Annotated in this window: 15 protein-coding genes; 5 read left to right on the top strand and 10 right to left on the bottom strand. The window is 67.1% G+C overall.

Annotated elements, in window-relative coordinates; translation table 11 throughout:
- From ACNH6H_RS09170 to ACNH6H_RS09150, 5 genes are all read right to left on the bottom strand, one after another.
- Positions 1-1,218 (bottom strand): dihydrolipoamide acetyltransferase family protein, encoded by a 1,218-nt coding sequence (locus ACNH6H_RS09170; protein WP_418317193.1) that lies wholly within the window; start codon positions 1,216-1,218, stop codon positions 1-3.
- A gap of 28 nt (positions 1,219-1,246) precedes the next feature.
- On the bottom strand, positions 1,247-2,236 hold the full coding sequence (locus ACNH6H_RS09165; RefSeq protein WP_418317192.1) for an alpha-ketoacid dehydrogenase subunit beta: 990 nt from the start codon (positions 2,234-2,236) through the stop codon (positions 1,247-1,249).
- A complete protein-coding gene (gene pdhA, locus ACNH6H_RS09160) occupies positions 2,233-3,234 on the bottom strand; it encodes a pyruvate dehydrogenase (acetyl-transferring) E1 component subunit alpha (protein ID WP_418317191.1) in 1,002 nt (333 codons plus the stop codon). The genes ACNH6H_RS09165 and pdhA overlap by 4 nt, the downstream gene beginning before the upstream one ends.
- 4 nt (positions 3,235-3,238) lie before the next feature.
- Positions 3,239-5,023, bottom strand: coding sequence for an acetate--CoA ligase (gene acsA / locus ACNH6H_RS09155; protein ID WP_418317190.1), 1,785 nt, complete (start codon positions 5,021-5,023; stop codon positions 3,239-3,241).
- Positions 5,024-5,138: 115 nt separating this feature from the next.
- Positions 5,139-5,912, bottom strand: coding sequence for a carbon-nitrogen hydrolase family protein (locus ACNH6H_RS09150; RefSeq protein WP_418317189.1), 774 nt, complete (start codon positions 5,910-5,912; stop codon positions 5,139-5,141).
- Positions 5,913-6,159: 247 nt separating this feature from the next.
- On the opposite strand from ACNH6H_RS09150, the gene ACNH6H_RS09145 reads away from it, so the two are divergent.
- From ACNH6H_RS09145 to ACNH6H_RS09125, 5 genes are read left to right on the top strand one after another with little or no spacing between them, the layout of a single operon-like run.
- Positions 6,160-7,125, top strand: coding sequence for a YihY/virulence factor BrkB family protein (locus tag ACNH6H_RS09145; RefSeq protein WP_418317188.1), 966 nt, complete (start codon positions 6,160-6,162; stop codon positions 7,123-7,125).
- A gap of 44 nt (positions 7,126-7,169) precedes the next feature.
- A complete protein-coding gene (locus tag ACNH6H_RS09140; RefSeq protein WP_418317187.1) occupies positions 7,170-8,042 on the top strand; it encodes a hypothetical protein in 873 nt (290 codons plus the stop codon).
- Positions 8,039-8,722, top strand: a complete 684-nt coding sequence (locus ACNH6H_RS09135; protein WP_418317186.1) for a toll/interleukin-1 receptor domain-containing protein — start codon at positions 8,039-8,041, stop codon at positions 8,720-8,722. Before ACNH6H_RS09140 ends, ACNH6H_RS09135 begins: the two co-directional genes overlap by 4 nt.
- A complete protein-coding gene (locus ACNH6H_RS09130) occupies positions 8,719-9,657 on the top strand; it encodes a hypothetical protein (protein WP_418317185.1) in 939 nt (312 codons plus the stop codon). The genes ACNH6H_RS09135 and ACNH6H_RS09130 overlap by 4 nt, the downstream gene beginning before the upstream one ends.
- Positions 9,654-11,114: a hypothetical protein gene (locus ACNH6H_RS09125; protein WP_418317184.1), complete on the top strand. Its 1,461-nt coding sequence runs from the start codon at positions 9,654-9,656 to the stop codon at positions 11,112-11,114. The genes ACNH6H_RS09130 and ACNH6H_RS09125 overlap by 4 nt, the downstream gene beginning before the upstream one ends.
- A gap of 52 nt (positions 11,115-11,166) precedes the next feature.
- Here the strand turns inward: ACNH6H_RS09125 and ACNH6H_RS09120 are convergent, their stop codons facing one another.
- The 5 genes from ACNH6H_RS09120 to ACNH6H_RS09100 are packed head-to-tail and all read right to left on the bottom strand — an operon-like array spanning position 11,167 to position 19,811.
- Positions 11,167-12,633, bottom strand: a complete 1,467-nt coding sequence (locus ACNH6H_RS09120; protein WP_418317183.1) for a c-type cytochrome — start codon at positions 12,631-12,633, stop codon at positions 11,167-11,169.
- Between the two features lie 9 nt (positions 12,634-12,642).
- Positions 12,643-14,208 carry a c-type cytochrome gene (locus ACNH6H_RS09115; RefSeq protein WP_418317182.1) on the bottom strand — a complete coding sequence of 522 codons (1,566 nt, stop codon included), beginning with the start codon at positions 14,206-14,208 and terminating at the stop codon, positions 12,643-12,645.
- A complete protein-coding gene (locus ACNH6H_RS09110) occupies positions 14,205-16,298 on the bottom strand; it encodes a hypothetical protein (RefSeq protein ID WP_418317181.1) in 2,094 nt (697 codons plus the stop codon). Before ACNH6H_RS09110 ends, ACNH6H_RS09115 begins: the two co-directional genes overlap by 4 nt.
- Before the next feature lie 9 nt (positions 16,299-16,307).
- Positions 16,308-17,204 carry a hypothetical protein gene (locus tag ACNH6H_RS09105; RefSeq protein WP_418317180.1) on the bottom strand — a complete coding sequence of 299 codons (897 nt, stop codon included), beginning with the start codon at positions 17,202-17,204 and terminating at the stop codon, positions 16,308-16,310.
- 9 nt (positions 17,205-17,213) lie between these two features.
- Positions 17,214-19,811: a hypothetical protein gene (locus ACNH6H_RS09100; RefSeq protein WP_418317179.1), complete on the bottom strand. Its 2,598-nt coding sequence runs from the start codon at positions 19,809-19,811 to the stop codon at positions 17,214-17,216.
- Positions 19,812-19,905: the final 94 nt, after the last annotated feature.

Genomic DNA, 19,905 nt, shown 5'->3' with positions numbered 1-19,905 from the left:
TCACTGGTCGTCGAGTCGGTCAGGTTGCTGCAGCGCGGCGTCGATGGCGGCCAGCAAGCGGCCGCCGAGATGGCCGTCGCTCGCGCGGTGGTCGCCGGCGAGGCTGACCTGCACCACGGGCCGGGCGGCGATCCGGCCGTCGACGACCCAGGGCCGCTGCACGATGCGGCCGAAACCGATCAGCGCAACCTGCGGCGGCACGATCACGCCGAATACGTTGTCGGCGCCGCGGTCGCCGAGGCTGGTTACGGTGGCGGTGGCATCACTCATCTCCGAACTGCGCAGGCCGCCGCTGCGCGCGCGCTGCACGAGGTCGCGCAGCGCCGTCATCAGTGCCGGCAGCGGTTGCCGATCGGCGTCGTGGATCGCCGGCGCGATCAGCCCGCCACCGCGCAATGAAACCGCCCAGCCGAGATGGACACCCGGACCTGGCACGAAGCCGCCATTGACCCAGCTGCCGTTCAACTGCGGCACCTCGGCCAGCGCCCGGGCGGAGGCTTTCAGCAGCAGCACCGCCGGCAACAGCCGCTCGGCCGGATCGCGGTCGGCGTTGTAGGCCTCGACCCAGTCGGCGGCGGCGCCGAAGTCGACAGTGCTCGCGAGGTAATAGTGCGGGATCTCGCGTTTCGCCTTGGCCATCGCCGACCCGATCGCCTGGCGCATCTGCGCCGGGTCGAAGCCGCGCGCCGGGCGGACGGCAGCGGCCTGGCCGGCAGTGGCCAAAGCGCGGATGTCGGCCAGCGTCAGGCCGCCATCGACGCCGTGGCCGACCAGCCCGTCGAGGGCGACGCCGAGTTCTTCCGCCAGCCTGCGTGCCGCCGGGCTCGCCCTGACGCGGCGGCTGCCCGCTGCGGCCACTGGCGGCGGCGGAGCAGGCCGTGCCGCGGCGATCGGCTGCGGCGGTGCTTCGGGCTCGGCATCTGGCTGCCGGGCCGGCGCCGGCGCTGGCGTCTGCGGCGGCGCGGCCGGCGCTGCGCCTTCGGCCTGCACATGGGCCAGCACATCGCCGACCAGCATCGATTTGCCGAGTGGCGCGAGGTCGCCGATCACGCCGTCGAGAAAACATTCGACATCGATCGCACCCTTGTGTGTCTCGACGACGCAGACGATGTCGCCGGACCGCACGTGGTCGCCCTCGTGCACATGCCACTCGACGACCTTGCCGGCCTCCATGTCGGCGCCGAGCGAGGGCATCAGGAAGTCGCTGCTGCTGCTCATCGTGCGGTGCCGGTCGTGCGGTCTGTGGTCATGAGCCCTGCACCAGCCGGCGCGCGGCAGCGACGATGTCGGAAACCTGCGGCAGCGTCGCTTCCTCGAGGTGGGCCGCATACGGCACCGGCACCTCGCGGCTGCAGACGCGGGCGATCGGCGCATCGAGATCGTGGAAGGCCTGCTCGACCAGCCGTGCGCTGATCTCGGCCGACAGCGAGCCGCTTTTCCAGCCTTCGTCGACGATCACGCAGCGGTGCGTGCGGCGCACCGATTCGACGATCGTTGCGTCGTCGAGCGGGCGCAGCACGCGCAGGTCGATCACTTCGGCATCGATGCCGTCGGCAGCCAGCTGCTCGGCCGCGGCGAGCGACTTCTTCAGGCCCATCCCGTAGGTCACGATGCTCAGGTCCTTGCCGGTCCGATGGCAACGCGCCTTGTCGATGTCGACTTCGGTCACCGCCGGGTCGAGCGGCGCCTCCTCGTTGTAGAGCACGACATGCTCGAAGATCAGCACCGGGTTCGGGTCGGCAACAGCTGCTGCCAGCATGTGCCGCGCGTCCTCTACCGTTGCCGGCGCCAGCACCTTCAGCCCCGGTATGTGCGCATACCAGCCCTCGAAACTGTGCGAGTGCTGCGCGGCGAGCTGGCGGCCGCCACCGGTGGCCATGCGGATCACGACCGGCACCGCGAACTGGCCACCCGACATGTGCGCCAGCGTCGCCGCGTTGTTGACGATCTGGTCGAGAGCGAGCAGGCTGAAATTGCAGGTCATGATCTCGACGATCGGCCGCAGGCCTGCCGTTGCCGCGCCGATGCCGATGCCGACGAAGCCGTTTTCGGCCAGCGGCGTATCGATGATCCGGTTCGGCCCGAATTCCTCGAGCAGCCCTTTCGTCACCGCATAACAGCCGCCATATTTGCCGACGTCCTCGCCCATCACGAAGCAGCGGTCGTCGGCCAGCAACGCGGCGCGGATCGCCTGCCGGCAGCCTTCGCGGTAGGTGATTGCGTTGGCGTCGCTCATCGTGCAAGCTCCTGCGGCACCTGGTCCATCAGCACGAAGCGTTCGAGTTCGCTGACCGGCTCGAGCGTGCCGGCCTCGGCGAATGCGACGGCGACCTCGATCTCGGCGGCAATCTCGAGATCGATGCGCGTCAGTTCGTCGGCGCTCAGCCGCTGGTTGTCGACCAGCCAGTGGCGCAGCCGTTCGATCGGGTCGCGTTGCTTCCAGTCGTCGATCTCGCCGCGCTCGCGGTAGGCCTGGGTATCGAACATCGAGTGGGCGCGGAAGCGGTAGGTCCGGCATTCGAGGAAATAGGGCCCGGCGCCACTGCGCACATGCTCGACCGCGCGCTGCGCGGCCGCCTCGACCTCGATCGGATCGATCGCCGCAACCGCCTCAGCGGGCATGCGGTAGGCCTGGGCCTTGCGCCAGATGTCGGTTTCCGATTCGGCATCGGCCAGCGGTACGCCCATCGCATACAGGTTGTTTTCGCAGACGAACAGCACCGGCAGTTTCCACAGTTCGGCGAGGTTCATCGTTTCGTGGAAGGCCCCTTCGCCGACCGCGCCTTCGCCGAAGAAGCAGACCGTGACGGCGTTGCGGCCGAGCCGCTGGTCGGCCATCGCGATGCCGGCAGCCAGCGGCAGGCCGCCGCCGACGATGGCATTGCCGCCATAAAAACGGCTCTCGGCATCGAACAAATGCATCGAGCCACCGCGGCCGCGGCTGCAGCCTTCCTGCTTGCCGAGCATCTCGGCAAACAGCACGTCCATGCCGATGCCGCGGGCCAGCGCATGGCCGTGTTCGCGATAGGTCGCGACAACGGCATCCTGCGGCTGCAAGGCCTGCATCACGCCGACGGCGATCGGCTCCTCGCCGTCGTACAAGTGCAGGAAGCCGCGGATCTTCTGGGCCTGGTAGAGCTCGACGCATTTCGCCTCGAAGCGGCGGATGCGCAGCATCTCGCGCAGCAGGCGCTGCAGATGGGCCGGGTCGAGGTGGAGTTTCCTGGTGGTCATCGGCTCACTTCTTCTCGTCGCTTTCCAGCGTCGACAGGTCGCCTTCGGGGAGCCCGAGCTCTCGCGCCTTCAGCAGCCGGCGCATGATCTTGCCGCTGCGCGTCTTCGGCAGGTTGCTGCGGAACTCGATTTCCTTCGGCGCCACCGCCGCGCCGAGGCGCTTGCGGGAATGGCCGAGCAGGTCGCGCTGCATGGCCGAATCCGGCTCGAAGCCCGGCTTCAGCGAGACGAAGGCCTTGACGACTTCGCCGACCGTCGGGTCCGGGATGCCGATCACGCCGGCCTCGGCCACCGCCGGGTGTTCCATCAAGACACTCTCGACCTCGAACGGGCCGATCAGGTGGCCGGCCGACTTGATCACGTCGTCGGCGCGGCCGACGAACCAGAAGCAGCCGTCGGCATCACGTTTCGCGAGGTCGCCGCTCAGATACCAGCCGTCGACAAAACATTTCCGATAACGCTCGTCCTCGTTCAGGTAGCCGCGCATCATCGATGGCCATGGCGTCTTCAGCACCAGTTCGCCTTCGACATCGGCATCGTCGACGAGGTCGATGCCGCCGTCGTCGCGGCGCCGCGCGATCGCCGCGTCGATGCCGGGCAGCGGGCGGCCCATCGAGCCCGGCTTGACGTCGAGCGCGGCGAAATTCGCGATCATGATGCCGCCGGTCTCGGTCTGCCACCAGTTGTCGTGGAACGGCTGGCCGAATGCCGTCACGCCCCAGCGCACCGCTTCCGGATTCAGCGGCTCGCCGACGCTGGCCATGAAACGCAGCGCCGACAGGTCGCGCCCGGCCAGCCAGTCGCTGCCCTGGCGCATCATCATGCGGATCGCAGTTGGCGCGGTGTACCAGACGCTGACGCGTTCGCGTTCCAGCGTATCGATCCACAGCTGCGCGTCGAATTCGGCCTCGAGCACGATGCTGGTGACGCCGCAGACCAGCGGCGCAATGATGCCGTAGCTGGTGCCGGTGACCCAGCCGGGGTCGGCCGTGCACCAGAAGATGTCGTCGTCGTGCAGGTCGAGCGCGAAGCGGCCGGTCGCCGCATGGGCGACGACGGCCTGGTGCACATGCACCGCGCCTTTCGGCCGGCCGGTCGTGCCGCTGGTGAAATGCAGCAGGCTCATCGATTGCGGATCGGTCGGCGCGATCCGGTATTCGTCCGAGGCCGTATCGACCAGTGCCGACCACGACTGCACACCGGGCTCGTCGGCCGGCACCGCGCCGACGACGATGACATGTTTCAGGCCGCCGAGACGGCCGCGCAGGTCGCGGATCTTGCGCTGGTACAACTCCGGCGTCGTCACCAGCACGCGGGCATCACCGAGCTCGCAACGCGTCGCGATCGGCTCCGGCCCGAAGGCCGAGAACAGCGGCGAGACGGCGCAGCGCGCCTTCAGTGCGCCAAGCATCGCGATGTACAGCTCGGGTTGGCGGCCCATCATCACGAAGACCCGCTCGCCAGCCGCGACGCCGAGCTCGCTCAGTGCATTGGCGAAGCGGTTGGTCTCCGCTGCGAGGTCGCGGTAGCGGAATTCGCGGCGCGCGCCGGTCTTGCCGATCCAGCGGATTGCGACCCGGTCGCCGCGGCCATGTGCCAGATGCCGGTCGACCGCTTCATGGGCGATGTTCAGGCCCTTGCCGTCGGGCAAGCCGTCGAGTTCGCGTTCAGCCGCCTGCCAGCTGAAGGTGTCGCGGGCGGCCTGGTAGTCGACCAGATTCGGTTTGACATCCGGTTGCGCCGGCTTGCGCAGCAGCCGGGCATGGACGGAATCGTTCGCGATGGCCATCGGCCTCTCCTGATGATGGGCTCGAAGCCATCATCGGCCGATGCCGTCGCGCGGCATTGACGTCCATCAAGAAGCGGTCGGTTCGTGCGGTTGGCGGGCCGCGCGATCGCGCTGGTTATGCGGCAACAGCAGCGCCGGCGAGCTGGCCGATCAGCATCTGCTCGGCATTGTTCTGCGCCTTGCACAAGGTCTTCAGCAGCGGATGGCAGATCTGAGAGCGGCCCGACAGCACCGACGTGGCAGTGCCGGCACCGAGCACGCCGGCAGCATTGCAGTAGGCGACGACGAGATCGTTCTCGAATGCGCGCACGGTGCACAGCGAATCGATCAGTTGCAGTTCGTCTGCCTGCAGCGTCGGATCGGCAATCGCCTGCGGCGTGAACGACCAGTAGGCCGGAGCGATCACCAGCCCGGCGCCCTGGCGCTTCATCTCGGTGAACAGTGGCGCAAACGACAGGTCCCAGCAGATCACCAGCCCGACCAGGCCATGGGCGGTCGGAAAAACCGACACCGCGTTGCCCGGCGTCAACAACGCTTTTTCGGTCGGCCACAGGTTGATCTTGCGGTAGCTGCCGGCAACGCCGCCGTCGCTGTTGATGTAGTGCGTGGTGTTGAACAGCGCCGCTGCTTCGCGCGTCGTCCAGCTGCCGGGCACGATGTCGATGCAGTGGCGGGCAGCCAGCCGCTGGAAGAAGGCCAGGTACTCGGCCGCGTGATCGACATAGGCGGCCTGCGCATCGAGCGGCCCGGTCACCGCATCTTCCGGAAAGACGACGATCTGCGCGCCGGCGGCAGCAGCTTCGGCGACATGTGCCTCCATCCGCGCAAGATTGCCTGCCGGATCGAACGGAGTGATTTGAAACTGGACCAGCGCGATCGTGTCGACCATCGGAAACTGCCTTCGAGTCGGATGTGGATACGGCAGGGCCGGGGGCCAATGCCGACGGCAAGTTTGCCGCCGCGCGCCCTGCCGGCGTAGCGTCTGCCGTGCCTTCTTGCTGTAGGAAGCTGCCGCGCGCGGCAGAGGGGGCAACGTCCGACAGCGGACAAAAGAGCTGCCCTACATCGTGTCCACCGGGTCGCCGCTAAAAACAGGGGAATGAATGCCCTCAGCCAACCAGCAGCAAGGAGGCCCGATGGGACGCGGTGAGCGGATCGCAACGCATGACGGGCTGCGCAGCGGCGCGCTGGCCCCGCGGACCGGACTCGACCTGCACGGATTGCCGAGCTACCGCAAGGCGATGGCCATCGGCCGCGCGGCGGTCAAGGCCTGGGTCGACGACCGCGCGCCGAGCATGGGCGCGGCGCTCGCCTACTACACGCTGTTTTCGCTGGCGCCGCTGCTGCTGATCGTGATCTCGATCGCCGGCATCTGGTTCGGCGACGACGCCGCGCGCGGCGAGATCTTCGGCCAGCTGCAAGGGCTGGTCGGCGCCGATGGCGCGGCGGCTATCCAGTCGCTGCTCGAAAGCGTCAACAAGCCTGCCGGCGGCATTGCCGCGACGCTGTTCGGTGTCGTGCTGATGCTGATCGGTGCGACGACGGTGTTCGGCGAATTGCAGAATGCGCTCGACCGCATCTGGCGCGTGCCGCCGAGCAGGAGCAGCGGCATCTTCAACCTGTTGCGCACGCGGCTGCTGTCGTTCGGCCTGATCCTCGGCATCGGCTTTCTGATGATCGTGTCGCTGGTCGTCAGCGCGGTGCTGACCGCGGTCGAGAACTGGGCCTCGCCGCAGCTGCCGGGCTGGGAAATGCTGCTCGCAGCCGTCAATCAGGTCTTGAGCTTTGCGCTGGTCACCGTGATGTTCGCGATGATCTACAAGCTGATGCCGCGCGCGCGCATCGAGTGGCGCGACGTGATGCTCGGCGCGGTGACGACCGCGGTGCTGTTCTCGATCGGCAAGTGGCTGATCAGCTTCTACATCGGCAGCAGCGGCATCGGCTCCGGCTTCGGCGCTGCGGGCTCGCTGGTCGCATTGCTGGTCTGGATCTATTACTCGGCGCAGATCTTCCTGCTCGGCGCGGAGTTCACCTGGGTCTATGCACACGCGCACGGCTCGCGGACCAATGAGCCTGTGCCGCAGGCGCAGGACACCGCCTAGCATCGAGCAAGCGCGCCACTCGCCCTCCCGCAACATCGCTGCGCTTGGGGATTGCATTCTTTGCCGGATCGGGGTGTGATAGGGGTCCGCAAGTTGCAGAGGGAGGGTTGCCCATGACCGCAACCGGAACAACGATCGCGGCCCGAACGTCACCGGACGCCCCGACGGTGCTCGGTGAGCAGACGGCTTCGAGCTTGCTGCGCAACATCATGCACGTGCTCTGCAAGCATTTCTGGGTGCTGCAGGCATGCGGCGTATTGCCCGTGCTGCCCATCCTGGTTGCCCATGAGATATTGGCCGCCAGGCAGGATCCGCTGATGCTGATCACGTTTCCGATCTACCTGCTGGCGTTGTTCCTGAGTTCGGGCGCGTTGACGGTCGCAATCTCGGACATCTGCATCGGCAACCGGCCGAGGGTGCGGCGCTCGTTTGCGCGCGTCCTCTCCCATCGCCGATGGTGGTACCTGCTGACGACAATGTCCGTCCTGTACCTGGGAATCGGTCTTGGGTTGATCCTGTTGATCATTCCCGGTGTGTGGCTGGGTGCGCGCGGCCTGTTCACATCGATCATCGTCGTGCTCGAGGCGAAAAGGAATACCGGCGCCATCCGCCGCAGCTTCGATCTGACCAAGGGGCAGGCATGGCGCGTCGCAGGCCTTGCGTTGCTGCCGCTGCTGCTCGCCTATATCGCGGTTCTTCTGTTCGGAGTTGGCCTGATGTTCGGTGCCGAATTGCTCGGCGCGGGCCCGGTTGCGGACGAGCCGGCCGACACGCCGCTGATGATGGGGCTGTCGTCGCTCGGGTTCGGCCTCGTCACGCCGGTGCTCGGCATTGCACTGGTGCTGCTCTATTACGACCAGCGGGTGCGCCGTGAAGCCTACGATGCACAGGTCTTGTCGGAGGATTTGATGCGATGAGCGGCATCTTCATCAGTTACCGTCGCACCGATGCGCAGGGCTGGGCCGGCCGGCTTGCAGCCGATCTGGCGGCCGCCTTCGGCGACGTCGCGCGCTTTTTCGACCTGCACTCGATCCCGCCGGGAACCGACTTCCTGCGCGAGATCGAGCGACGGCTGGCTGCCGCCGACGCGGTGCTGGTGCTGATCGGTCCGGGATGGTTGTCGGCAGCGCGCGCCGACGGCAGCCGCCGGCTCGACGACCCGGCCGATGTGGTGGCAGCCGAGGTGGCCCATGCGCTGACGCTCGATGTGCCGGTGATCCCGGTTCTGCTCGGCGGTGTCGCGATGCCGGGCGCAGCGACGCTGCCCGAGCGCCTGCATCGTCTTGCACGCTTGAATGCGTTCGAACTGAGTGACCAGCGCTGGGAATACGACCGCGACCGGCTGTTCGATGCGCTCGGGCAGGCGACGCCGCTGCGGCGGCGCCCGCCATCGGATACGCAGCAGCCTGCAAGCGGTGGCGTCAGCGTCGGCGCCGGACTGCAAATGCAAGGTGGCGAGGTCGGCCGAGTCACCGGCGCACGGGGCGCCATGCCGGCCGCTGGCGTCGACGTGCTGAACAATGCCTCGCTGACCGACGTCAAGATCGGCGAGATCACCGGCGTCGAGATCAAGCCACCGTCGCAGCGTGAGCCGTGACTGAAGTCATCGAAAGCCGGTTCGACCGTGTCAGGCGCCAACGGCGCGAACAGCTGCTGACGCAGTTCGTCGATCGATCGGCCGAGATGGCGTTGTTCCAACAGGTGCTCGATACCGACGAATTGCCGGTAATGGTGGTCACCGCCGAGTCGGGGATGGGCAAGTCGTCGCTGCTGATGCGGATGGTTCATGAATGCGCATTGCGCCATCTGCCGAAGGCCGAGGTCGAGTGGAGCAGCGTCCACGTGCTCGACGAACTGTCGGTGTTGCGCAGCCTGCGCGATGCACTCGGCGTCGATTCGTTTGCCGCGTTCACCGACCTCGCCAACTACTACACCGACCTCAGCTACACGCCTCGGCTCGAGATCAATGTCAACCTGGTGGGCGGCAATCTGCAGGTGGCAGGTGGCGCCAGCATCAGCAATTCGAGCATCGGCGACGTCGCCGGCGTCGTGCTGCGCGACAACAACTTCATGGTTCAACGCAGCGACCTCGCGGTACCCGACGAGGTGCGGCGTCAGCAGCTGACGAAGCGGTTTCTCGAAGGTCTTGCCCAGCTGTCCGCGTCGCAGCTGGTGGTGCTGTTCTTCAATGCAACCGAAAAGATGTCCGACGCCACCCACCAGTGGCTGTGGGGCCGGTTTCTCAGGCCGATCGTCGATGGCGCGCTGCCGCGGGTGAGGGCTGTGCTGCTTGGGCAGCGGCCACCGCCGGACGATGCCGATCTGGCGGCGTTGATGGCGCGCGTGCAGCTGCAGCCGCTGTGCGCAGAGGACATCGACGCCTACATCGAGAAACGCGCTGCCGGCGTCGCCGAAATCAGCGCCGAGACGCGGCGTGAACTGGCGGCGATGTTGTCGGCGATGACGCGCGGCCGGCCGGCCGACGTGGCTGCCGCGGTCGAGCTTTATTTGAAGAGCCGGTCGGCAACGTGAACGCATCGCACGCCCTCCCCGCAGGCGAAGCGCAGTCGCTGGCTGCATTCAGACGCCTGCTCGAGGCCGCGTCGGACGAAAAGACCGCGGCCGATCGCCCGGTCCAGATGACCGACCGTCTGCTCGGTGCCGAGGCCGGCCGACTGCTGCGGCGCTGTGCGGTGCCACACGAGTTCGATCCGCCGTTGCTGGCCTGGCTGGGTGAACTCGACGCCGACGCCGCCGAGGAGCGGTATGTGCAGTTCACCGAGCTGGCGATCGTGCAGATCAACGACGACTCGCTGAGCGTGCACGAGCGCTGGCGCAAACCGTTGTGGCGTTGGTGGCTCGCCGATGCACAGCGGGAGCAGTTCAGCGCGGTCAGCGAGCGGCTCGTCGAATGGTTCACCGTGCCGGCCGATCCGAGCGGCGAGGATCCGGCGGCGCGCCGGCGCATGTTCCACCTGATCGGCTGCCGCCGCGCCGACGGTCTGGCCGCTTTCGAGCAACTGTTCCGCACGGCGCGTCATCGCCGGCGCTTGTCCGAGTGCTGCCTGCTGTTGAGCCTGGTGCATGAATACGACCCGCTGTTGTCGGCTGCCGAACTGGCGATGCTGCGTTACCACGAGGGCAAGCTCGCCGGGGATCAGCACAACTGGGAGCAGGCGCTGCCTCTGTTGCAGCAGGTGGCTGCAGATCCCGCGGTGGAGCACGTGCTGCAATGCAAGGCCGAGATCCGCATCGCTCATGTGCTGCGCGTCCTCGGCCGGCCCGATGAAGCCGCAAAGGTGCTCGAAGCGACACTGCGGCGCGCCGAGCAGGCGCCGCAGGCTGGCAGCCTGCGCCGGCGGGCGTTGCGTGAGCTCGGCGAGAACCAGCGCGATCAGGGCTGTGCGGTCGAGTCCGTCGCGACGCTGACCGCGGCATTGAAGGACGCCGAGCTCGATGATTCGGCCGATCTCGCCGGCCTCCTCGACAGCCTCGGCACCGCGCAGCTGAAACTCGGCGACGTCGATCACGCGATCGGATCCTTCGAGGCTGCGCTGGCGCGGCTGCGCCGCGATGGCGATGCATTGCGTGCGGCGATCGTGCTGAACAACCTCGGACTGGCACGCCTCGAGCATCTGGACTTCGCCGCTGCCGAAGAGGCGTTTGTCGCGAGCCTGGCCGCCAAGCGAGAGGCCGACGACAAGCGCGGGCAGGCCACCGCACTGCTGAACCTGGTTCGGGTCCAGTCCGCACTGAAGCGCGACGACGATGCCAGGCGCTCGGCCGAGCAGGCAGCCGCGCTGTTCCAGGCGCTCGGCGATTCGGCCGGCGAGGCAAGGGCGCAGGACTATCTGCAACGTTTCGTGCTGCGTGACCGACCGGCAATGACTGGTCATGACGACAAGGGCCTGCCCTGGTGGGCCTGGACGCTGCTTGGGCTGATGGCCATTCTGCTGCTGCTGGCGGCCGTCGAGACCGCGCTGGAATAGCCACGGGCTTGCCGAGCCAAGCTACCGTATCTGAGCCTGTGCTCGACGAGCGCTACAGCGTCTTCAGATACTCGAGCAACGCATCCTTCTCACCCGGCGGCAGCGTGGTGCCGAACTCATGGCCCTGGTTGCCGCTGGCGCGTTCGGAGACGTCGAATTTCGAGCCGACGCGTTGCGCTTCTGCGCCGTCGCTGACGAAGCCGACATTGACCGGGTCGTAGAGGTCGTAGCCGCGCCAGAAGACCTTCGGCCGCTCGGCCGGCGGCGTCAGCAGGTCGCGCAGCGTCGGCACCGCGCCGTGGTGCAGGTAGGGCGCGCGCAGCCAGATGCCGTCGAGGAAGGGCGGGTTGTAGCCTTCGAGCGGCGCCTCGACGAGGCCTTTGCGCTCGATGCCGAATTCCTGCACCGCTTTGTTCGCCGCGATGGCGTTGGCTTTGGTCCACGTCGCGATTCGTTCGCCGTCGGTGGCCACCGCGGCCAGTGCCATTCGCCGGCCGGTCTTGTCGCTGGCATGGCACGACGCGCAGTTGGCATCGAAGACCGCCTTGCCGGCATCGGCCAGCGCGGCGTCGATCGCGAACGGATATTTCGGCGGTGGCTTCTGGCCCAGGTAATCCTGCAGCCAGATCACGTGGCCGAGAAACTCGTCGCTGTCCTTCGGCGCCGCGCCGAGCAGGCCGAGCGCCGAATCGATGATCACCGAATAGGCATCGTGGCTGTCGCCGGCCCAGTTCATCGTCGTGCCCGGGGCATCGTATTTTTTCAGGTTCCAGATCGCCGGCATGTCGGTCGGCCCGAAGCTGTTGTCCATCGGCGCGCCGATCATGAAATATTTGGTCAGGTTCATCGCATCGTCGCGGCCGCGGCCCCACTGCGGAAACGGCTCGTGGTAGATCCATGCGAACTGTGCCTCGCGTTCGAGCAGCCGTTTCTTCGTGATCGGGATGATCAGGAAGCGGTAGGCGAGGCGGTCGAACCAGTCGAGTTCGGTCACCGTCGCGATCTCACGCATCAGGTTGTCGGCATTGAACCGCGGGTCTTTTGCGGCGTCGACAAGGAAGCGGAAAAAGGCCTGCAGGTCGAGCCGGTGGTTGGCACCCGGAACGACGAAGCTCGGGTTCTCGTCGACCTTGGTCCGGTAGCTCGATGTGTGGCACGACGCGCAGTTGTTGGCGACGCGGTCGAAGCCGATCTTCTTTTTCGTGAAGCCGATCGGCAGTTCGCGGCCCTGCTCCCAGGCGACGCCGAACGACGCCAGGCCATTCGGGCCCGGCAGTTTTTCGGGAAACATCCGCGGCAGCACATAGAAGATCCAGTACGGGATGCCGGCATCGTGTTCGGCGCCGATCGAGCCGTATTTGAAGCGCTCGTCCGGGTCGCTGATCAGCGGCTCGCGGTGTTCGTACATCAGCCGGTAGTAGCCGTAGGCGCCGGCGACCAGTCCGAATACGAGCAAGCCCAGCCCGATCCACTTCAGCCTGCGCCAGAAACCACTTGTCTTCCTTGCATCGTCGGCCATCGTCGGTCCTCAGAATGTCTTCAGGTGTTCGACCAGCGCGTCCTTGTCGTCCGGCGCCAGTTCGGTGCCGTAGGCGGCGCCTTCATGTCCGGCATTCGAATTGCCTGGCAAGCTGGTGTCATAGAGGAAGAAGCTGCGGCCGCCGGCAGCTGGCACGGTGCTGACGAAGCCGACCCGCGCGGCGTCGAGCGTGTCGTTGCCGCGGTAGAAGCGCTGTGGCCGCGCGCTCGCCGGCTCGAGCAGATCGCGCAGCGTCGGCACCGAGCCGTTGTGCAGATAGGGCGCACGCAGCCACAGACCGTCGAGCGGCATGTTGGCGTAGCCGTAGGTCTTGCGGTAGTGGCAATAGCGGTGCGGATAACCGGCATAGATCGTGCCGAGCTGCACCGCCAGCTCCCAGGAATAGGAATCGAGGCGATGGCGGTCGGTGCCGATCTCGTCGATCGGCGTGATGCGGCCGACCTGCGGCCGGTACAACTCGGCATCCGACGGGCCGCTGTCCAGGCACTCGCGCGCGGTATTGCCAGCCGGCGCCGCAAAATCGCGGCCGTTGCTGCCGTGGCAGCCGGCGCAGTAGTCGGCATAGAGCTTCGCGCCACGTTCTGCCTTCGCCGCCTCGACCGGCAGCGGATAGGCCGGCGGCTCGACGCTCAGCATCCAGTTCTCCAGGCGTGCAATCGCCGCCAGATCGATGGTCGGCGGCGTCGTGCCGGTGCCGAATGCCGCATTCTTGTTGCGCTCCTCGGCCATCACGTTGTTGCCGTCCCAGTGCAGCTGCATGCCCTGGCGCGGCTGCTGCAGCCAGATCGACGGGAAATCGACCGCCGCGTGTTTCTCGCGTTCAGGCAGGCGATCAAGCGGAAAGTTGAACAGCGCCTTGTTCGGGTTGAAGGTATCGGTGCGGCCCGGCCCCCATTCGGTGTGCTCGAGCATCGGCCCGAAGCGGCCGGCCAGCGTCAACAGCCGCTCGCGCATGATCCAGGTCGCCAACGGGTAGATCGCGTAGCGGTCGAGCAGGCCGAGCTTGTCGCCCTGCTCGCGCTGCAGCCGCGCGATCTCCGGCACGATGAATTCGGTCGAGAATTTCGGATCGCGCACGCAGTCGAAGAAGAACTTCTGAAAGCCGAACAGGTTGAAGGTATTGGCCGGCATGCCGACGACCAGCCGCGGCTGTGCATCGGCTGTCTCGCGCACCGTGCTGACATGGCAGACCGCGCAGTTCATGAAGGTGCGGTCGACGCCCATCAGCCGCCGCTTCGACATGCCGACCGGCAGGTCCTTGCCGTCTTCGTAGATCAGGCCGAGCGACGCATAACCCTTGCCGGGCAGATGCTCGCTGCAGACCTGCGGCAGCGCCTGGAAGATCCAGTACGGGAAGCCCGCCGCGCGCTCGCCGCCGGTCGAGCCGTATTTGAAGTGCTCGACGATGTCGGCAAACACGACCGGTTCGTCGTCGTTCAGCAGCACGACCAGATAGATGCCGAGTGCGATCAGCAGCAGTGTCGGCAGCACGGCCAGCCAGAGCAGCCAGCGGCCGCGTCGTCTGCCCGCAGGGGCCGGCGTCTTGTCGTTCATTGCTTGTGGCTCCCGGCGTCGGCCAGACACGGCGGCAAGGCCTCATAACCGGCCGCGAGCAGGCGGCCGAGATCGGGCACGGCGCCGCTCTCGCGCTGCAGCAGCGCGGCCGTCAGGCGCTGCAGTCCGGCGATCTCGATCGGTGGCGGTACGCTGCCGCGATCGCTGCGGCCGGCGGCCGGCGGCATCGGCGTCTTGCTGCGCGCTGCCGGATCGAGCTGCCATTGCGCCAGCCGCACATGGATGCGCGCAGCACACTGCCGGATGCTCGCGGCGACGCGTTCGGCCGTGCCGGCGAGGAAGTTCGGCGGCGCGGCATCGACGCCTGCGTGGCAGGCTGCACAGGCGGGATAGAAGGCTGCGAACGGCTGTGCCGGTCCGTCGGTCGGCGGCTTCGGCGGCGGCGCCTCGGTCTGCGGCGGTGGCATTGCGGCGATATCGGTGCAGCAGTCGATGCGCCCGGTGGCGCCGAGCCGCTGCAGCAGTGGCTCGATCAGCGCCGTGCGCATGAACGGCTGGTCGGCATCGGCGAGGCGACCTGCAGCCAGCTCGGCGGCGGCTTGTCGCAACGGTTCGGTTTCGTCGACGATTCGCACTTCAGCCTGCCCGCGGCTTTCGCTTCGCACGGCCGACAGCTGGCCAGGCAGCTGCAGCGAAATCGCCGCGATGCGCCGGCCATCGACCAGCCGCGCATTGAGCGCGCCGCTGGCCGGCAGCAGGTCGAAGCGGCCTGCCGCCGCACTGCCGGCAAGATCGAGTTGCGCCAGCGGCTCGCTGCCGGCAACCGCGAGCCGGCGCAGTTTGCCGCTGCGGATGCGCCGGCCATCGAGGTCGATGCGGCCGCTCAGCTGCAGCGCGTCGGCATCGTTGCCATTGCAGTCGAAGCGCAACCATTGCGGCGTCGCTTCGACCGTGCACGGCGCGCGCAGCGTGCTGACAGCGCCGCCGAGCCGCGCCAGCCCGGCATCGATCGCGGCGACGTCGGCGGTGGCCAGAAACTGCGCCAGTCCGGCGACCAGCCGGCTGGCGGTCTGCGCAGTCGGCATCAGCACCTCGAGCGGCGGCCGCGGCGCCAGCGGTTCGAGTGCCGTCGGCACATGGACAAGATCGTGCGCGGCTGCCGCCGAGCCACGCAGTGCCGTGAGTGGATCGCGGTTCGGCACATCCGGATTGGCGACCGCCAGCCCGCCGGGCCAGAGGGCTCTCCACTGGCGCTCGAACCGCGGCACGAACGCCTGCTGCCATTGCGCAGCGCCGCGGTCGAAGTCGCGGCCGTCGCTCAGGCGGTATTGCAGCGCCGCCAGCCACAAGGCGGCCCGGCAGCGCGAGCCGTCGTTGCCGTCGCCGCATCCCCGGCGCCACAGCAGCTGCCAGACGCCGAACAGATTGGCGCGGTCGCTGGCATCGTCGATCGCATTCGGCACATCAACACCGCGTCGCACCCGCACGCCCTGGTAGTCGGCATGTTCGCGCTCGAGCCGTGCAGCGATCCGCGGATTGGCATTGGTCTCGTCCCACAGCTGGCGCGAGAAGATCGCCGCATGGTTCTGGTGGCATGAGACACACAAGGCACGCCGCGCATAGCTGAGCCGCGGCGTGCCGCCGGGCCGATAGTCGCGAACCACCTGGAATTCGAACCGCGCGGCCGCCTCGTTGTAGCTGATCACCTCGATCAGGTCGGCCTGGCGCTGGTAGCCGAGGTAGATGCGGTCTTTCAGCAGCGCACCGCGCGGCGCCGGTTCGGCATCGATCGCGACGACGACGCGCGGATCGCGGAAGAAGTCGGGTGCCGCCGCGGTGCGCTGCAGCGAGCGGCCGAGCGGAATCAGTACCTGTTTCGCGCAGGGGGAGGTGCAGCCGGCACGGGTTTCGATGCGGGCCACCAGCGCGGCAAACGGAAACGGCAGATCGAGCTGACGGCTGCCGTCGGCAGCGGGCGTCGTGGCGACGAAGTCGAACAGCGAGCGCCCGCGCGGCGGCAGGTCGGGGCCCGGCTCGGCCGGGTCGACCGCCCAGACCGGCGCGGCAACGGAGGTGTCGGCCCGAACATCGAGCGCCAGTGCGAGCAGCAGCAGCGCGAAGGCCAGCATTTCATCCGGCTAGTTCGCCGCCACCAGTTTGGCGCGCTGCTGCGTGCCGGGCCAGCAATCCTCGTCGACGCTGCCGGTCTTGCGGAAGGCCTCGCCGTCGCGCTTCGCGATCTCCTCGTTGTAGAGGAAGAAGTTCAACAGGAAGACCCGGTTGACATAGGCGCGGCCGAGGTAGAAACCGGGCCGGATCATGCGGATCTCGTCGCGCACCTTCAGCCCGTTGCGCCCGGCCAGGAAGTCGGGCTTCTCGCGGTAACCGGGCAGCTCGTCGGAGAAGAAATAGTCGATGATGATCGATTCGCGGCGCGAGTCGAGCAGGCTCTGCCCGCAATAAAGCCGCGCTGGAAACAGCAGCCACTGGTCCTTGCCGTCGACGACGATCTTCTCGATCGTCGACAACTCGCCGTCGATGATCGGCTTCAGCAGCACGATGTCCTCGATCCGGTTGCGCAGCAGCCGCTGGTCGCGGTAGAAGACCTTGCCTTTCCACAGTGCCCGGCCGAGTTCCTCGACGCGGTGCAGCTTCACCTCGACGGCCACGCCAGGCAGCCCGCCGACGATCTCGGACAGCCGGCGGTCGTTGTCCTCGTTTTTCGGGAAGATCAGGTCGCCATCGAACGGGCCGTCGGGAATCGGTCCGGCGGTCAGCCGCGCGTAGATCTGGTCAAGCTGCTCCTGGCTGAAATTGCGCAGGTTGCGCGGCGTCATCCGGTCCAGGTCCTCCATCTTCAGCGGCAGCTCGTGTTCCACCTTCGCGAAGTCCGGCTTCTCGGCATAACCTTTGCCGGCGGCAACAAAACCGATGTCGGGTGGCGGGTGCCGCCACTTGTCGATCGCGTCGCAGCCGGTCAGCAGGAACAGACCCGCGGCAAGGGCCAGCAGCATCGTCGTACGTTGTCGTGTCATCTGAGCCTCCTACACCGTTGCCAGGAAGGCGATCAGCGCCTTCTTGTCGGCCTCCGGCAAATCCTGGCCGAACGGGTGGCCGTCGTTCTCGACATCCGCGGTGCAGGTGCTGTAGAACGCGATCAGCTTCGGATGCCGGCGCAGCGTCTCGACCGGCTTCGACGGGTCCGACAGCAGCGCCGAGCCGGCGGTGCGCAGTTCGGCAACGATGGCTTTTGCCTCCTGCTCGCCGAGTTCATTGACCAGCCGTTTTTCCAGTTCCTCGGGCCGCCGTTTCAGTTCGACCAGGTCGTTGGCAAACAGCTTGTGGCGGAAATTGACCAGGCCGGCCGAGTTGCTGCCCTTCGGCAACACGATGGTCAGGCCGGTGATCTGCTTCTCCTCGTTGCCTTCGACGGTGCGCAGGCCGATCGGCAGCGGCACGTCGACATCGAACTTGGTGATCTTCGGGATCCGCTGCGATGGATTCAGCAGGTCCTGCATCGATGCGACATACAGCTTGAAGCGGCCATCGACACTCGGGTCATACGGCCAGCAGGCTGGCGCCTTGTCGTCGGCCAGCAGCTCGCCGGTCTTGCGGTCGACAAAACTCGAGCGGTAGAAGAAGTTGTCACGGTTTTTCGGCTGGCCGCAGATTTCAGGGCCGAGCGCGTTGTTGTGCAGCAGCGGTGCATGCGCCCACAGCGACAGCAGCGACACATTGCGGTAGTGGCCGCGGCCGCCGTCGCCTTCCTCCTTCAGCGCCGCATCACCGGCGCGGGCGCGCAGCGTCTCGGAGCCGTATTCCTCGAAGATGCGGCCCTTCATGTGGTTCGAGTGCAGCGCGCGGCAGCGGTAGGTGCCGACTTCCGAGACCAGCGTCGCCTGGTCGTTGCCGAGCCAGTCGCGGCGCTGCCCGGTCTTCGCATCGACCGCGCGGAAATCGCGGTTTCGGAATGCGCCGCCGTCGGCTTCGCTGATGCTCGAATGGCAACGCGCGCAGTTGTCGCCGAATACGACGCGGCCGCGCTCGACCGCGCCGGCGCCGAACTGGCGTTCCAGATCGGCCACCAGGTCGTCGTGCGAATAACGCGCCACCGGGTTGCTGCGCTTCAGCATGTTCTCGCGCGCGACGGCCAGATCGGTTGCATCGGCTTCGGCCGAAAACAGGAAATCCTTCAGGTTGAGCAGCCGGTCCTCGATCGCGCGGAAATTCGGGCAGTCGCGCCGCGCCTGGCCGATATCGAACGGTGTCTGGCCGTAGTTGCGGCCCTGCGGATCGAGCTGGCGCAGGTCGGTCAGGTGGTTCAGCCATGCCTGTTCGGAACACGAGCCGATGTTGAAATAGACGCGCTGGATCGCCTCGAGCGCACCGATCGAGTCCTCGCCGCCCTTCAGGATGTGGTGCACCGTTTCCTTGCTGCGCTTGCGCTCCCAGCATTTGCCGTCGCGGCCCGGCTCGCACCAGCACGGGTTTGCCGCATCGGCCTTTGCGGTGCAGGCATTGACCTTGTGCCACTTGATGACGTCTTCGTTCTCGAACACCGGGCGCTGGTGCGCATTGATGATCGCGTTGATCGTTCCCGGATTGCTGACCTGGTCGTTCGGTATCGCCGAGGTGTCAGAGGTACCGGGCCGCGCATGCGAAAACATCTGGTATTCCATCGAGTCGTAGGGCATGCCGGAGCCGAGCAACTCGGAGATCCGCAGATACTGGTTGCCCTGCAGGCCCTTGATGTTTTCCCATTTCGGATTGGCCGGGTCGGCCGGCGGATTCAGCGGGTCGAATGCGATGTGGCACGAGCCGCACGAGGTGCCGATCAGGAATGGCGGCTCGATCGAGCCGTCGGCCAGCCGCCGCACGCGCGAGTCGGCGGATTTCGGGTCGTCGGACACCACCTTGCGGAAACCGTCCCAGCTTGCCAGGCTGCCGTTGACCTTGATCCAGCGTTCCTTGTCGAAGCGCGGATTCGGGAATTTGCGGTAACCGAGTGCGCCGGTCGAGGTGCCGAATGCGAGGTCGCAGGCCGACTGCCGCTGGTCGGTCTTGTTGTGGTGGATATCGTCGGCAGCCGGCGGCGCATCGCGGAAATCGCAGGCCGGGTCGCGATAACCCTTCTTGCCGACGAATTTCAGCAGTTCCTCGTCACCGGGGCACCATTCGAGGCCATAGGTCTCGTCGAGCGACTTGGCCGGGCAGTTCGCCGATCCCGGCACGCAGCAGCCGGGATCGTTGATCAGGCCATAGGCGGCGAAGCGGTCGCCGCGCTCATCGGCGCGCAGCGCGCGGAACCAGTCGACGAGGATGCCGACGCGCTGCTGGAACACATAGGTGTGGAAGCGCGCGTTGCCGGCGGTGGCCTTGTACCAGATCTCGCGGCCGGCGCGTTCCGACGGTGTCAAGCCGGCTTCACCGAGGTAGAAGCCGGGGTTGTCGGGCAGGGCGGCGGCGCCGGCGCCCGCGCCGGTCGATGCGGAAGGCGCCGACACCTGCCCGCTTGCCGCTGCTGCGGCCTGGGCGACGCGGACCGCGGCAGCGTCTCGCGATAACAGGGACTGGCCGCTGGCAGCTGCAAAGATCGCGACCGATGCAGCAACGAACAGGATTCCGACGACGACGCGGTTCATGTTGGCTCCTTCTGCGGCGCCAGCTGGCGGTCGTTGCCGTCGAGCGGCGCACGCAGCCAGCGTAGAAGACCCGGTCGTTAACGCAATCCCTAGT

Source organism: Pseudideonella sakaiensis (genome assembly GCF_048320135.1).
Lineage (GTDB): Bacteria > Pseudomonadota > Gammaproteobacteria > Burkholderiales > Burkholderiaceae_C > Ideonella_A > Ideonella_A sakaiensis_A.
Note: the sequence above shows the minus strand (reverse complement) of the source record. Positions and strands in the feature narration are given on the sequence as shown.

What these genes read in the sequence shown, in the direction of transcription:
- ACNH6H_RS09170 (WP_418317193.1), bottom strand. Translation starts at nt 1,218, where the DNA reads ATGAGCAGCAGCAGCGACTTCCTGATGCCCTCGCTCGGCGCCGACATG.
- ACNH6H_RS09165 (WP_418317192.1), bottom strand. Translation starts at nt 2,236, where the DNA reads ATGAGCGACGCCAACGCAATCACCTACCGCGAAGGCTGCCGGCAGGCG.
- pdhA (WP_418317191.1), bottom strand. Translation starts at nt 3,234, where the DNA reads ATGACCACCAGGAAACTCCACCTCGACCCGGCCCATCTGCAGCGCCTG.
- acsA (WP_418317190.1), bottom strand. Translation starts at nt 5,023, where the DNA reads ATGGCCATCGCGAACGATTCCGTCCATGCCCGGCTGCTGCGCAAGCCG.
- ACNH6H_RS09150 (WP_418317189.1), bottom strand. Translation starts at nt 5,912, where the DNA reads ATGGTCGACACGATCGCGCTGGTCCAGTTTCAAATCACTCCGTTCGAT.
- ACNH6H_RS09145 (WP_418317188.1), top strand. Translation starts at nt 6,160, where the DNA reads ATGGGACGCGGTGAGCGGATCGCAACGCATGACGGGCTGCGCAGCGGC.
- ACNH6H_RS09135 (WP_418317186.1), top strand. Translation starts at nt 8,039, where the DNA reads ATGAGCGGCATCTTCATCAGTTACCGTCGCACCGATGCGCAGGGCTGG.
- ACNH6H_RS09120 (WP_418317183.1), bottom strand. Translation starts at nt 12,633, where the DNA reads ATGGCCGACGATGCAAGGAAGACAAGTGGTTTCTGGCGCAGGCTGAAG.
- ACNH6H_RS09115 (WP_418317182.1), bottom strand. Translation starts at nt 14,208, where the DNA reads ATGAACGACAAGACGCCGGCCCCTGCGGGCAGACGACGCGGCCGCTGG.
- ACNH6H_RS09110 (WP_418317181.1), bottom strand. Translation starts at nt 16,298, where the DNA reads ATGCTGGCCTTCGCGCTGCTGCTGCTCGCACTGGCGCTCGATGTTCGG.
- ACNH6H_RS09105 (WP_418317180.1), bottom strand. Translation starts at nt 17,204, where the DNA reads ATGACACGACAACGTACGACGATGCTGCTGGCCCTTGCCGCGGGTCTG.
- ACNH6H_RS09100 (WP_418317179.1), bottom strand. Translation starts at nt 19,811, where the DNA reads ATGAACCGCGTCGTCGTCGGAATCCTGTTCGTTGCTGCATCGGTCGCG.